This is a genomic window from Paraburkholderia graminis C4D1M (assembly GCF_000172415.1).
GTDB lineage: Bacteria > Pseudomonadota > Gammaproteobacteria > Burkholderiales > Burkholderiaceae > Paraburkholderia > Paraburkholderia graminis.
The window spans coordinates 471,842-486,267 of the sequence record NZ_ABLD01000001.1; the positions used below are offsets into that span (position 1 = coordinate 471,842).

Consider the following 14,426-nt stretch of genomic DNA (forward strand, 5'->3'; position numbering starts at 1 on the left):
GTCGTCCATGCAACTTTCGTTGCGGGCGATCGGGACTGATGTGTTGTCCGCGATCCATGAAGAGGAGTGTAGGTCAACTCTTGCGGCTATAATCGGCCGTTAATCGGAAACACCGTCTCGTTCTAGTGGACAATAGCCATGCAACTGGATGACATGCGGATTTTCGTCGCGACTGTCGACGCGCATAACTTCACCGCCGCTGCGAAACGCCTGTCGCTGTCGAAGCAGTTTGTCAGCCGCCGCGTAATGGCGCTCGAAGAAGCGCTCGGCGTGCCGCTGCTCGTGCGCAACACGCGCAAACTGGCTGTCACCGAGCTGGGTCAGGAATTTTATGAGCGGGCCAAACGCATTCTCGGCGAGGTCGAGGACGCCGAGCAGGCCATGTCGCTGCGGCGCGCCGGGCCGCGCGGCCTGCTGCGGGTGAGTGCGCCGATGTCGTTCGGCATGATGCATTTGTCGCCGCTCGTCGCCGACTTTCTGCGCGAGCATCGCGACGTGCGTTTCGATATGGAGTTGAGCGACCGTACCGTCGATGTGGTCGGCGAGGGCTTCGACATGGCGGTGCGGATCGGCGTGTTGCCGGACTCGACGCTGATTGCGCAGAAATTATTCGACGTGAATCTCGTCGCGTGTTGCAGTCCGCGCTATCTGCGCCGTCGCGGGACACCGGCCGCGCCCGCCGACCTCTCGCGCCATTCGTGCCTGCTTTACGGGCACGGCGGTGTCGTGGCGTGGGAGTTCGCCGTGGATGGCGTGTTGAAAAGCTTCGAAGTGCAGGGGCCGCTGCGCGCGAACAACGGCGATCTGATTCGCGATGCGGCCGTGGCCGGCCTCGGAATAGTTCGGCTTCCTGATTTCATTGTCGCCGACGCATTGCGAAGCGGCGAGCTCGTCACCGTGCTCGACGAATTTCTGCCGAGCCCGACGGGCGTGTATGCGGTCTATCCGCAACATCGGCAGAGTTCGTTGACGATTCGTGCTTTCGTCGACTTTCTGCGCAAGCATTTGAAGAAGCGCCTGACGGCGTGAACGCCAGGCGCCGCATTACTCAACTTTCAATCGACACTCAGGCGTCATTCAGCCGTCGCGGAAAATAAAGCTGTAGCCGTTCAATGCGGGCACGCCGCCAAGGTGCGCATACAGCACGCGCGAGCCTTCCGGAAACTCGCCGTTGCGCACCATGTCGATCATGCCGTGCATCGACTTGCCCTCGTACACAGGATCGGTCAGCACGCCTTCAAGGCGCGCGCACAAACGGATGGCCTCCAGCGTGCCCGCGTTCGGCAAGCCATATTCCGGGCCGCCGAAGCGCTCGTCGAGCACCACGTCCTGAGCGGTGATGTCACGCGCGAGGCCCACTTTCTCCGCTGTTTGGCGAGCGATTCTCGTGATCTGCTCGCGCGTCTGCGCGGGCTTGGCCGATGCGTCGATACCGATGACGCGCTCGGCGCGGCCGTCGGCGGCGAAGCCCACCACCATGCCGGCCTGCGTGCTGCCCGTCACCGAGCACACCACGATATAGTCGAACCGAAAACCGAGTTCCGCTTCCTGCTGACGGACTTCTTCCGCGAAGCCGACAAAGCCGAGGCCACCGAGCGGATGGTCCGAGCAGCCGGCTGGAATCGCATACGGCTTGCCACCGGCGGCGCGCACGCTTTCCAGCGCATCTTCCCAGCTTTTGCGAAAGCCTATGTCGAAGCCGTCCGGCACGAGACGCACGTCGGCGCCGAGTATGCGCGACATCTGGATATTGCCGACGCGGTCGTACACCGCGTCCGAATAGTTCACCCAGTTCTCCTGCACCAGCACGCACTTCATGCCGAGATGCGCGGCAACCGCGGCGACCTGGCGTGTCTGATTCGACTGAATGCCGCCGATCGACACGAGCGTGTCGCAGCCCTGCGCGAGCGCCTCGGGAATCAGGTACTCGAGCTTGCGCGTCTTGTTGCCGCCAAACGCAAAGCCGCTGTTGCAGTCCTCGCGCTTCGCATAGAGATGCACTTTGCCGCCCAGATGATCGCTCAGGCGCTTGAGCGGCTGGATGGGCGTCGGCCCGAAAGTGAGCGGGTAGCGGGGGAAGCGTTGCAGGTTCATGGCATCTCCGTGATCGATGGGTCCGGCGCGGGCAAGCGGTTGCCGCGTTCAGCACATGGTAGGAAAAATGCCGGGAAATGAGCTTGCGAAGAAAATGCGTCAGGCGTAACTTTGAGACCGACGATGCTGCTTCCGTTTAATTTTATTTCGCCGTGGAGCCAATGAACAAAACGAAAGTTCGCGCTGCTTCAGCGGCGCCCGCCGCCGGCAATGCCCCCAGCGACTCTCTGCAATCGCTTGACCGCATCGACCGGGCGATCCTGCGCCAGTTGCAAACGGATGCGTCCATCTCGAACGTCGCGCTGGCGGCAAAAGTAAAGCTGAGCGCGCCGGCCTGCTTGCGGCGCGTCGAACGTCTAAAGGAATCTGGCCTGATTCGCGGCGTGGTTGCGTTGATCGACCCGAAGTCCGCGGGCGCGGGCATGCTCGTGATCATCGGCGTGGTGCTCGATCGCTCCACGCCCGAATCGTTTGCGAACTTCGAAAAGGCCGCGCAGAAAGTGCCGGGCTGCATGGAGTGCCATGTCGTGACCGGCGAATTCGATTACTTCATGACCATCCGCACGCGCGACAGCGACAGCTTCAATCGCCTGCATGCCGAGCAGTTGCTCTATTTGCCCGGCGTGCGGCAGATCCGCTCGTTCATGGTGCTCAAGGAAATTCTGTCGACCACCCGTTTTCCGCTTTGACGTCTTCTGTAACGGTTCGCGTTCGCCGGCGTGAAGCGAAAAACACGCGCATGCTATTGGAGGTTGTCATTAATGCGGCGCTCGCGCGACTAATACTCGGGGCCATTCGAGCCACGCGAAACGCGCCGGGCCGCGTGAACCGCGCGTGAACCGAAAGGTATCGCCGTTATGCAGGTGCAATGAGGACAGACAGGACAGACATCATGAACATCGACAAACGTATCGACACCAAGCGCTCCCGCTCGCGCGTGGCAAGAATTTCCGTTGGCATCGGCTTCGGCGCGCTCGCACTGCTGCTCGCGCAACGCATGGCGTTTTCGTCGGAAAACGCGGTGCCGATCGCGCCGCCTGCGCTTGACGAGCCCGTCTCCGCCGCGTCGGCGCATGAAGAAACCGCGGTCTTCGCGGGCGGCTGCTTCTGGGGCGTGCAGGGCGTATTTCAGCACGTGCGCGGCGTGAAGCAGGCGGTGTCCGGCTATTCGGGCGGCCAGCGCGACACGGCGCATTACGAAACGGTGAGCGGCGGCGCGACCGGCCACGCTGAATCGGTGCAAGTCGCGTTCGATCCCGCGCAAGTCACCTACGGCCAGTTATTGCAGGTGTACTTCTCGGTGATTCACGACCCGACGCAATTGAATCGCCAGGGCCCGGACAGCGGCACGCAATACCGGTCGGCGGTGTTCCCATTGAACGATGCGCAGCGGCGAGTCGCGCAGAGCTATATCGCGCAACTCGAGAAAGCGCATACATTCACGGCACCCATCGTGACAAAGGTGGAACCGTTCAAGGGCTTTTATCCGGCCGAGTTCTATCACCAGAACTACCTGACGCAACATCCGAACTCGGGGTACATTGCGCTTTACGATTTGCCGAAGGTGGCCAGTTTGAAGCGCCTTTTCCCCCATCTGTACAGTGACAAACCCGTGCTTGTTCAGGCTGCGCAATGAGGCGCGCGGCGTCGTCCGGTCATGGGCCTAATGAGCCTTGAATCGGCTTTAGAAAAAGCGCTGCCCCGTGCAGCGCTTTTTTATTGGCTTCTCTCGCGGTGAAGAGAGGCGGCTGGAGGCGCGCCTCCACGTCGTAGGCCCGCATCTTGCACTAGCAGGTCCGTCGGCAAAACTTTCGCTCTGTCTGTTCCGACGAATACCGTAGCAGTAAGCCTTGTGCATTGCGGTAGAGGGACCTGGCGCAGTAACCGGTTTTGCCGTGCAACGCATCCTGTTGCTGAAAAACTTACATGCCGCGCGTAGCAACGCGGCGGTCGCCCGAGTTCATCGCCCGACGCGCTGGGCTTGGAGCGAGCAAACGTAACCCTCTTCGCGATACGCGAGATTGGAGGCATTGGTGTTGAACAGCCGTAGAAAGCGGATCAACGAGGTCCGCAATAAACAAACAGGCATCGCGGCAATTTGCGGGGTAGCCGTCGCCATCGGCGGCGTTGCTGCTCTTCCGGGGACGGCGTTCGCGCAAACGCCTTCGCCATTGGGCGAATGGCAGTACTCGGTGGGCATTCCGCTGCAAAAGATGTGGCAGCCGACGATCCCCGACTGGCAATTGCGCGTTGGCGCTGCAGCGTCGTTTCAGCCGCGCTACGAAGGCTCGGACCGCTATCACCTGATGGCCGGCCCGAGCATCGACGTGCGCTATAAAGACCTGTTCTTCTTATCGAGCGGCGAAGGTTTCGGGGTCAACTTCGTGCAAGGCCCGAACTGGCGCGCGAGCCTCGCAGCGGTCTACGACCTGGGCCGTCGCGCACACGACGATCCGCAGGAACTGAACGGTCTGGGCAATATCAATGCCGCGCCGGGGCTCAAGCTGTCCGGCGAATACGTCATATCCAAAGACTTTCCGCTGGTCTTGCGCGCGGACGTGCGCCGCTATTTCGGCGGATCGAATGGATGGATCGGCGATCTCGGCGCATATATGCCGATGCCCGGCAGCACGAAGAAATTCTTCTGGTTCGCCGGCCCGAACGTCACGCTCGCGGACTCGACTTATATGAATAGCTGGTTCGGCGTGAATCAGCAACAGGCGGCGCATTCGCAGTTTCGGCAGTATCACGCGAGCGCGGGCTTCAAGTCGGTGGGCTTCGGTATCAGCGCTGTGTGGCTGTTCGACAAGCACTGGTTCGCTACCGCCGACGGCGCGTTCCAGCAACTCGTCGGCAGTGCGGGGAATAGTCCGGTCACGCATCGCAAGGGCAATGGCGTTGCGGACATATCGATCAACTACCGGTTTTGAGTGACGCACAAACGTGCAAGCGACAGGAAGCGTAACCGGACCGGTTACGCAACCAGCGCGGTTACGGATTCACGTGCGGCGCCGCTTGCAGCCGATGCGTGTTTTTCGACGCTGCAGCGGCGGATGCCGCCGCTTCCGATACGCCTGCGGGACCGGCTGCAATATCGCTCGGACGCGAACTGCCGACCGCCTGCGGATAGAGCGCGAGCAACGCGCGCAATACGCCGTTGGTCCAGCCGAATCCATCCTGCAACGGATATTCGCCGCCACCCGCGGACACGCCGGGCGAGGCCGCTTCCACATCGTATTTTTCGACGAGTTTTCCAGTGTGCTGAAAGTAAGAGACGTTGGTCTTGATCCAGCGCGTCGCGATGGTTTGCGCGAGCGCGGGTTCGCTGTAACGGCGCAGGCCGATCACCGCGAGATATTGCAGAGGCGCCCAGCCGTTTGGCGCATCCCATTGCTGACCGCTCGCGACCAGTGTAGTAGCGAGGCCGCCGGGGCGCAGCAACTGGCGCTGCACGGTCGCTGCGACGGCCTTCGCCTGCTGCCGGCTCGCGACGCCCGCATAAAGCGGATACACCGTGGCCGCGGTCAGCCTGTGCGTGAGCGTGCGATGCACGAAGTCGTAGTCGCCGAACGCCTGCAATTGCGGGTCCCACAGCACGCGTCGAATGGTGTCGGCGCGGCTCGCGGCGCGCTGCGCCATGTTCTCCGCATGCGTGACGTCGCCGCGCATCCGGTACGCCTTCGCAAGCGCGCGTTCGAGATCGACCAGCAGGCAGTTCAGATCGACGGGCACAAGCGAAGTGACATCGACGGTAGCGAGCGTCTTGCCGTCGGCGAACCAGCGCGAGCTGAAGTCCCAGCCCGTTTCGCCGCCCGCGCGCAGATTGCGCCACAGGTCCTCCGCGTTGCGTTGCGGCGTTTGCTGCGACGTGGCGACGTCTTCGCGATACGACTCGTCGCGTGGCGCTGCGCGCTCGTCCCAGTAACGGTTGAGCAGCGTGCCGTCCGCGAGGCGCACGACATGGCGGTTCGCATGGCCGGCGGCGAGGCCCTCGCTGCCGTTCATCCAGTAGGCGTATTCGCGTTGCAGCTCGGGCAGGTATTGGGCGTAGACAGCGTCGCCGTCCTTCTCGGCCACGAGCCGCACCATCTGCGCGAAGAAAGGCGGTTGCGAGCGGCTCAGATAGTAAGTGCGGTTGCCGTTTGGAATATGGCCGTATCGATTGATCAGGGTTGCGAAATTTTTCAGTTCGTCGACGACCCACGCATGCCGGCCGCTTGCCTCAAGACCGAGCATGATGAAGTACGAGTCCCAGTAATAGATTTCGTCGAAGCGGTCGCCCGGCACGATGTACGCATCGGGCAGCGGCAGCAGCGACGACCAGCGGCTTGCAGTCGAGTCCGGCTCGCGGCGTAATACCGGCCAGAGCGTATCGATGTGGCTCACCACGTCCTCGTTCGGATTGGACACGTAGCTTTTCGATGCTCTTGCAGGCAGCGTGAAATTGCGCTTCACGAAGTCGCCGAGATTGAAGCCGGGCTGCTGCCGCGTGCTCGCGTAGTCGGCGGCGATCTGCTCTGGGGGCGCGAGCGGCACCATATCGGCGAACGTCTTGCTGTCCGGAAAGAGGTGAGCGAGCTGGACGTCGCGATAAAGCTCGGGATATTGCCCGGAAGGCGGGACGGGCACAACCGGCGATGCCTGCGACGGCGGCTCGACGTGCAGCGCGACGCGCGTGATGCCGTTCGCCGTGTGGGCAACGTCGGCAGTAGAAGCAGCAAAAGCAGCAGTCGCGAAAGACGCATGCAGCACGAACGCCGCAACGAGCGCGCTGCGCAAACGAAGGCGGTTGGAAGCGAAGGCTTTATCGGTCATCGGCTGAGCCAGGAGAAGGAACGCATGAATGAATAAGCGGGCATTGTTCGCATCATTGACCGCGGCCGGTCCAGCAAAGTTGCGTGCTTCTTGCGGTCTTCACGAAGTAAGTCAGAGCGCGCTCACGCACGCAAAAAACGAGACCCGTCCTGTATGATTAAGCGTTTGCATAGCCACGCATGAATCTCGCCGGAGCCCTGAAAAATATTCCGGATCGCAATGATCCGCCTTGCCGAATATAGAAAAAATGACCGCATCCCAGGCTGTCGACGAACACTACTTTCGCGGCATCATTCGCCGCAACATCGCGTTGCCCTTGCTAGTCGGACTGATCACGATAGCCGTGTTCGTCGGGCTCATTGCGTACCTTGTTTCCACCACGAGTCTGGCCGAGCATTCGGAGCGCGTGATTGGCAAGGCGAACCAGATGCTGCGTCTCGCAGTAGACCGCGAATCGTCGATGCGCGGTTTTCTCATCACCGGCGACGAGCATTTTCTCGCGCAATACGAAAACGGCGGACCGCAGTTCAAGGCGCAAATGGACGAATTGCAGGCACTCGTCGCCGACAACCCGCCGCAAGTCGAAAAGCTCAAACAGGTCGCCGCGATTCAGGAGCGCTGGAACCGCGTGGCCGAAGACATGATCGATGCACGGCGCAGAATGCGCGACGTCGCGAGCATTGTGGCGAGCGGCCGCGGCAAGATGGAATTCGACGAGATACGTAAAGAGTTCGACGACTTTCTCGCCGTCGAATTGCGCCTGCGCCAGGAGCGCAGCGAAGCGTCGCGGCGCGTCACTGGAATACTGGTGAGCGTCTTCCTGCTCTTCAGCATCGGCGTGAACGGTTTGCTTGCGTGGCTGGGCCGCCGTGAACTGCTGAACCTCGCCGGCATCTACGACAAGGCTTTGCGCCAGCAGGAGGAGCAGACGGAAGTACTGGAAAAACAGGTGTGGTTGCGCTCTGGGCAGCGTCTGCTTGCCGAGCGAGTAGTGGGGCAGGCCACGCCGCAACTCGTCGGCCGCGCGATGCTCGATTGCCTCGCGCAATACCTGGATGCGGCGGTCGGCGCGCTCTACGTGCGCGACAAGCGGCAAGGCACGCTGCGCCGCATCGCAACTTACGGCTTTAGCCGCGAAAGCGAGCAGGCGAGCGCGCGCGACCTGGGCGAAGCCGACACGCTGATCGGCGAGGCAGCGCTCTCGCGTCGCATCGTCGTGTTGCATGAGGTGCCCGAGAACTACATACAGGTCGTCTCGGGAACCGGAAAAAGCGCGCCGAAGAATCTCATCATCGCGCCGGTTGCGAGCGAGGGCGAGGTCAACGGCGTGGTCGAATTGGGCTTTATTCGGCCACTCGCGCCGCGTGACCAGGAGTTTATCGAAGTCGTCAGCAACAGCATGGGCGACTTCATCGAGGCCGCGCTTTATCGCGAGCGCTTGCAGGATGCGCTAATCGAAACGCAACAGTTGAACGAAGAGTTGCAGGTTCAGCAGGAAGAACTGCGCGTATCGAATGAAGGCCTTGAAGAGCGCGGCCGCGCGCTGCTCGAATCGCAAACGCGTCTCGAAGCGCAACAAGCGGAACTCGAACAGACCAACGTGCAACTCGAGGAATACGCGAACCGGCTCGAGCGGCAGAAAGCGGACCTGCTACGCGCACAGGACGATCTTGCGGCAAACGCGGAGCGTCTCGAACAGTCGAGCCGCTACAAGTCCGAGTTCCTCGCGAACATGTCGCATGAACTGCGCACGCCGCTAAACAGTTCGCTGATTCTTGCCAAGCTGCTGCAACAGAACCGCACCGGTAATCTGACCGAAGAGCAGGTGCGTTACGCGGAAACGATCCACGCATCGAATAGCGACTTGCTGGTGTTGATCAACGACATCCTCGATCTTTCGAAAGTGGAGGCCGGACAGGTGAACGTCGAACTGGAGACGGTTTCCATAGACGCAACGCTGCAATCGCTCGAAGAACTCTTCAAGCCATTGGCGGGCGCGAAGCACCTGAGTCTCGTATTCGACCGCTTGCCGGGCGTGCCGGATACGATGGTCAGCGACGGCCAGCGTGTCACGCAGATCCTGCGCAATCTGCTGTCGAATGCGGTCAAGTTCACGGCGCATGGCGAGGTCGCGCTGTCGGTCGCGCCGGCGGACGACGACATGCTGCGTATCGACGTGCGCGATTCCGGCATCGGCATTCCCGCCGACAAGCTCGAGATGATTTTCGAAGCGTTCCAGCAGGCCGATGGATCGACGAGTCGCCAGTACGGCGGCAGCGGCCTCGGCCTGTCTATTTCGCGTGAATTCGCGCGCTTGCTGGGCGGCCGCATCACCGTTGCAAGCGAAGTGGGCAAGGGCAGCGTGTTCACGTTGTGGCTGCCGCTCGATGGCCGCGCGGCGCTCACTGCGGGCAACGAGAGCGCGCTCGCGGACTCGTCGGTGCCAACGCTCGCGAGTGTGCCCACCACGAACGGCAACGCGCAAGACGCGCTGCTCGCGCGTGCAGCGTGGAGCGACGCAGCGCCCGCGGTGATCTCGCCCGCCAACGGATTGATGCCGGCAATGTCTGCGAATGGGGCCAATGGTGCAGGCGCCAGCGCCGCGCACGTCAGCGCACCAGAAGGCGGCGTGGCGTCCATCGCTTCCATCGCCGACGACCGCGACAACCGCACGCGCACGGGCCGTCTGATCGTCGCGATCGAAGACGATCTCGCGTTTGCTGAAATCCTGCGCGATCTCGTGCACGAACTCGACTTCGACTTCGTGCATGCGAGCAACGCGGCAAGCGGCCTCGCGCTCGTGCGCGACATGCGCCCCGCCGCGGTGCTGCTCGACGTGGGCTTGCCGGACCGTTCGGGACTGACCGTGCTCGAATGGCTGAAGAACGATCCGCTGACGCGCCATATTCCGATTCATATCGTGTCCGCGACCGACCACGCGGACAAGGCGCTGCATCTCGGCGCAATCGGCTATACGCTCAAGCCGACCGCGCGCTCGACGATGGAAGCCGCGATTCGCCGCCTCGAAGCACGCTTGCAGCAGCAACTGAAACGCGTACTGGTGATCGAAGACGATGCGCCGATGCGCGAAAGCATCCGCGCGCTGCTGCAAAGCGAGAACACCGAGATCGTTGCCGCTGCAACGTTGTCCGAGGCGCTGCAGTATCTCGAGAAGTCGTCGTTCGACTGCGTGGTGACCGACCTCGCGCTGCCGGACGGCACCGGCTACGATTTGCTGGAACGCCTCGCGGCAAACGCCGAACATGCCGCGCTGCCGGTGATCGTCTACACGGGGCGCATGCTGTCGGACGAAGAAGAGCACCGTCTGCGCCGCTACTCGAAATCCATCATCATCAAGGGTGCGAAGTCGCCCGAGCGCCTGCTCGACGAAGTCACGCTGTTCCTGCACAGCGTGGAGTCGTCGCTTGCGCCCGAGCAGCAGCGCATGCTGCGCACGGTGCGGCAGCGCGACAATGCATTCGAAGGGCGCACGATCCTGCTTGCCGAAGACGACGTGCGGAATATCTTTGCGCTTTCGCATGTGATCGAGCCGCTCGGCGCGAAGCTGCAAATCGCGCGCAATGGCCGCGAAGCACTCGAAGCGTTGGAAAACGGCCCTGAAGCAGACCTGATCCTGATGGACATCATGATGCCCGAGATGGACGGCTTGACCGCGATGGGCGAGATACGGCGCAATCCGCGTTTCGCGCATCTGCCGATCATTGCGCTGACGGCGAAGGCCATGGCGAACGATCGTCTGCGTTGCCTCGAAGCCGGCGCGGACGACTACGTGTCCAAGCCGATCGACGTGGACAAGCTCGTCGCGCTGTGCCGCGTGTGGCTGCGCCAGCGCTAGCCGCAAACGGATCAGCATAGCGACACGGAAAGAACGAATGAGCCAGCCAGAATTCGACGCACGGCAACGCATGAGCGATTTCGACATCGAGTTGAAATTGCTGCTGGAGGCTATTTACCTGAAGTACCAGCACGATTTTCGCCACTACGCGATGTCGTCGCTGCGCCGCCGCCTGTCGCAGGCACTCGATGAGTTCGGGCTCGGCACGCTGTCGCAATTGCAGGACCGCATCATGCGCGACAGTGAGCAGTTTTCGCGGCTGTTCCAGTATCTCACCGTGCAGGTCAGCGATATGTTTCGCGATCCTGCCTATTTTCTCGCGCTGCGTGAACATGTGTTGCCGCGTCTTCGCACGTATCCGTCGATCAAGGTGTGGGTCGCCGGCTGCAGCACGGGCGAAGAGTTATGGTCGCTGAAGATTCTCTTCGACGAAGAGGGCTTGACCGAACGCACGCTGTTCTACGCGACCGACATCAACCCCGACGCGCTCGCGCGCGCCGAAGCCGGCATTTACGCGCTGGACCGCATTCAAGGCTTCACGCAGAACTATCTCGCTGCGGGCGGCACGCGCTCGCTGTCGGACTACTACCACGCGGCGTATAGCGGCGCGCGTTTCGCCGGCTCGCTCAAAGGCCGCGTGGTGTTCGCCGACCACAGTCTGTCCACCGACGAAGTCTTTCTCGAAGCACACCTCGTCTCGTGCCGAAACGTGCTGATCTATTTCGATCGCGGCTTGCAGGACCGCGCGTTGGGGCTATTCGAAAACGCGCTGGTACGGCGCGGTTTTCTCGGCCTCGGCAGCAAGGAGACGTTGCGGTTTTCCCGTCATTACGAAGCCTTCGACGAATTCCGTCCAGGCGAGCGTATTTACCAGAAGCGCTGAGACCAACGTGATGCCGCGCTCAATCACTCAACCTGACGTCGACGCAGCGCGTGACGCACAAGATGCGCGCGCGTGCGAACTCGTCGTGATCGGCGGTTCGGCTGGCGGCATGGAGGTCATCAACTTGCTGCTCGCCGCGCTGCCGGCGAGCTTTGCACCCGCTGTGATGATCGTCATGCATCTGCCGCCCGACCCGCCGAGCTATCTCGTGCATGCGTTGGCGCACCGTTGCGGGTTGCCCGTGATCGAACCGGACGCGGGCGAGCAGATCATGCCGGGCCGCGTGCATGTCGCGCCGCCCGGCTATCACATGCTGGTCGAAGTGGACCGGACCGTTGCGCTTTCAACCGATGCGGCCGTGCGTTTCTCGCGGCCTTCCATCGACGTGCTGTTCGAGTCCGCGGCCGACGTGTATCGCGAGCATTTGCTGGCGCTGCTGCTCTCCGGTGCGAACGACGACGGCGTGAATGGCTTGCAGCGCGTGCGTGCGTTGGGCGGCGTCGCGTGGGTGCAGGACCCGGCCACCGCCATGTCGTCCGAGATGCCGCGCACCGCGATTGAACGCGGCGCGGCCGACTACATCTATTCTCCCGAAACCATGGCCCGGCGGCTCGCAGCATGGCCGGCCTCTCTCTGACCCGATGCCATGTCGAACTCACCCGTCAATATTCTTATCGTCGACGACATCGCCCATAACATCACCGCGCTCAAGGCGTTGCTGACGCGTCCCGATGTGGCCGTGCTGGTGGCCGACTCGGGCACGGCCGCGCTCGATCTGCTGCTCAAGCACGAGGTGGCGCTCGCGATTCTCGACGTCAACATGCCCGGCATGAACGGCTTCGAACTGGCGGCGCTGATGCGCGGCAGTCCGCGAACATCGCATGTGCCGATCATCTTCCTGACGGCCACCGCGCAGGATGCGTCGCGCACGTTTCGCGGCTACGAAGCGGGCGCTGTGGACTTTCTCTACAAGCCGTTCGATCCGCGCATTCTGCAATCGAAGGTGGATGTATTCGTTCAGCTCGAGCAGCAAAAGCGCCAGCTTGCCGCGCAGCTCGTCACCACGCGTCAGATGCTCGAAGCCAACGAGATGCTGATGGCGGTGCTCAGTCACGATCTGCGCACGCCGCTTGGGGCAGTGCTTGCATCGGCGGAATATCTGATGCGAACCGCAGCCGATCAGCAATCCGCAACGGTCGCGGCGCGCGTTAAAAACAGTTCGCTGCGCATGGCGCGGATGGTCGATCAGTTGCTCAACCTCGCGCGTCTGCAAGGCGGACGTCTGCCGTTGCAGCCTCGTTCGATCGAACTGGCAACGCTATGCCGGTCGGTGATCGACGAATTCGCTTCGCGCGAGAACGGCAAGCGCATCCTGTTCACGAGCCGCGGCAATACGGCGGGCGCGTGGGATACGGATCTCGTGTGGCAGGCGGTGTCCAATCTCGTCAGCAATGCGCTGCACCACGGCGCGGCAGGCGACGTGAACGTGGAGGTGGACGGCGAAGCGGCGGATTTCGTGCGTCTGAAAGTGGCGAATCGCGGCGTGATTCCACCCGAGGTTTTTCCGCATCTCTTCAAGGCGTTCGGGCCCAACAACAACGGCTCGCGTTCGCGCGAGGGACTGGGTCTCGGCTTGCATATCGTCCATGAAATCGCGCGGATGCACGGCGGTACGGTCGACGTGAAATCGGACGAAAGCGGCGGCACGGTGTTCACGATCGAGTTGCCGCGAATGGTCACGCTGCAACGCGGGTCGTTTTCGGGGAGGTGATCGGGACGAACTGCGCGCGACGAACTGCGCGCGACGAACCGCGCAGTGCTTTTGCCGCGACGGCATGCGCTATGAACACCGCTGCCGACGCACGCCGCGACGCGCTGTGCTACGCTTGACGCACCCCATCCATGCCGCGCGAGCCCGAAGCCATCATGCGTTCCTGGCGCATTTCCCCGCCTCACCGAAACGAACAGATCAGCACCGCGCGCGCGGCCGATCTGGTCATGTCGATTTCGCACGGCGACGCCGACGCGCTCGCCGCCAGCATGCTGAGAACGGTCGGCGACATGATGCCGGTTTCGCAGTGCACCGTATTCGCGTATGAATTCGACGCACGGCCGCGCACCATTTCCGCCGCCGACCATCGCGGCGGGCGTTTTCTCCGCGACGTCGCGAATCGCTATGCCGCGCATTTTTATGCACTCGACGGCAACCGCGCGATTGTCGATAACCCGCACTCCCGCGACGCGCTCGTCTTGCATCAGCAGCAAAGCGACGAGATCGGGAACGAAGCGTATCGTGCGGCGTGTTACGCGCAGCCCAATGTGTCGGATCGCCTGTCGTTGCTCGTGCAACCGATGGAAAGCGTGTGGCTGTCGATCAACCTGTATCGCGATCGCGCTTACGGCGTCTTCGAGACGAGCGAGTTGCAGCGGGTCGAAAGCCTCGCGCAGCTCTTCGCGCAGGCGGCAAAAACGCATTACGCGCTGCATACGCAGCATGAAGAGAGTCCGGCGGCAACCATGCTCGCACGCGTCAGACGAATCTGCCCGGCGCTCACCCCGCGCGAACTCGACGTGCTGCGCGGCACGCTCGAAGGCGCAAGCGCCGTTGAGATCGCGGAACGAATGGGCGTGAAGCCCGCGAGCGTCGTCACCTATCAGAAGCGCGCTTACGCGCGGCTCGGCATTTCGGGGCAGCGGCAACTGTTTGCGCTATGCGTGACGCCGCAGCGCGGCTGATTTCCCGCTTGAACCACGCTTCAACCACGCCCCAACCGCGTT

11 protein-coding genes are annotated in these 14,426 nt (G+C 62.4%); 9 read left to right on the forward strand and 2 right to left on the reverse strand.

Translation table 11 applies throughout. From position 1 onward, the window contains the following. Window positions 1–138 precede the first annotated feature (138 nt). Window positions 139–1,029, forward strand: coding sequence for a LysR family transcriptional regulator (locus tag BGRAMDRAFT_RS02095; RefSeq protein WP_006046987.1), 891 nt, complete (start codon window positions 139–141; stop codon window positions 1,027–1,029). A 48-nt stretch (window positions 1,030–1,077) separates the two neighbouring features. Here BGRAMDRAFT_RS02095 and BGRAMDRAFT_RS02100 read toward each other — a convergent pair whose 3' ends face one another. After that, complete coding sequence (locus tag BGRAMDRAFT_RS02100) at window positions 1,078–2,094, reverse strand: 1-aminocyclopropane-1-carboxylate deaminase (RefSeq protein ID WP_006046988.1); 1,017 nt, start codon at window positions 2,092–2,094, stop codon at window positions 1,078–1,080. A 161-nt stretch (window positions 2,095–2,255) separates the two neighbouring features. On the opposite strand from BGRAMDRAFT_RS02100, the gene BGRAMDRAFT_RS02105 reads away from it, so the two are divergent. From BGRAMDRAFT_RS02105 to BGRAMDRAFT_RS02115, 3 genes are all read left to right on the forward strand, one after another. Beyond that, window positions 2,256–2,783, forward strand: coding sequence for an Lrp/AsnC family transcriptional regulator (locus BGRAMDRAFT_RS02105; RefSeq protein ID WP_006046989.1), 528 nt, complete (start codon window positions 2,256–2,258; stop codon window positions 2,781–2,783). A gap of 203 nt (window positions 2,784–2,986) precedes the next feature. After that, on the forward strand, window positions 2,987–3,730 hold the full coding sequence (gene msrA, locus BGRAMDRAFT_RS02110; protein ID WP_006046990.1) for a peptide-methionine (S)-S-oxide reductase MsrA: 744 nt from the start codon (window positions 2,987–2,989) through the stop codon (window positions 3,728–3,730). A gap of 397 nt (window positions 3,731–4,127) precedes the next feature. After that, window positions 4,128–5,024: a MipA/OmpV family protein gene (locus BGRAMDRAFT_RS02115; RefSeq protein ID WP_006046992.1), complete on the forward strand. Its 897-nt coding sequence runs from the start codon at window positions 4,128–4,130 to the stop codon at window positions 5,022–5,024. A 61-nt stretch (window positions 5,025–5,085) separates the two neighbouring features. On the opposite strand, the gene treF is transcribed toward BGRAMDRAFT_RS02115, so the two are convergent. Beyond that, complete coding sequence (treF, locus tag BGRAMDRAFT_RS02120; RefSeq protein WP_006046993.1) at window positions 5,086–6,909, reverse strand: alpha,alpha-trehalase TreF; 1,824 nt, start codon at window positions 6,907–6,909, stop codon at window positions 5,086–5,088. A 247-nt stretch (window positions 6,910–7,156) separates the two neighbouring features. Here treF and BGRAMDRAFT_RS02125 point away from each other — a divergent pair, with 247 nt between their 5' ends. The 5 genes from BGRAMDRAFT_RS02125 to BGRAMDRAFT_RS02145 all read left to right on the forward strand — a co-directional run bounded on the left by BGRAMDRAFT_RS02125 (window position 7,157) and on the right by BGRAMDRAFT_RS02145 (window position 14,384). Beyond that, window positions 7,157–10,765, forward strand: a complete 3,609-nt coding sequence (locus BGRAMDRAFT_RS02125) for a response regulator (protein ID WP_006046994.1) — start codon at window positions 7,157–7,159, stop codon at window positions 10,763–10,765. Between the two features lie 37 nt (window positions 10,766–10,802). After that, on the forward strand, window positions 10,803–11,648 hold the full coding sequence (locus tag BGRAMDRAFT_RS02130; RefSeq protein WP_006046995.1) for a CheR family methyltransferase: 846 nt from the start codon (window positions 10,803–10,805) through the stop codon (window positions 11,646–11,648). Between the two features lie 10 nt (window positions 11,649–11,658). Then, window positions 11,659–12,285 (forward strand): chemotaxis protein CheB, encoded by a 627-nt coding sequence (locus tag BGRAMDRAFT_RS02135; protein ID WP_006046996.1) that lies wholly within the window; start codon window positions 11,659–11,661, stop codon window positions 12,283–12,285. A 9-nt stretch (window positions 12,286–12,294) separates the two neighbouring features. Further along, on the forward strand, window positions 12,295–13,419 hold the full coding sequence (locus BGRAMDRAFT_RS02140; protein ID WP_006046997.1) for a hybrid sensor histidine kinase/response regulator: 1,125 nt from the start codon (window positions 12,295–12,297) through the stop codon (window positions 13,417–13,419). A 155-nt stretch (window positions 13,420–13,574) separates the two neighbouring features. Further along, the gene (locus BGRAMDRAFT_RS02145) at window positions 13,575–14,384 is read left to right on the forward strand and encodes a helix-turn-helix transcriptional regulator (RefSeq protein WP_044020182.1); all 810 of its coding nucleotides are present in this window, start codon (window positions 13,575–13,577) and stop codon (window positions 14,382–14,384) included. The last annotated feature ends 42 nt before the right edge of the window (window positions 14,385–14,426 follow it).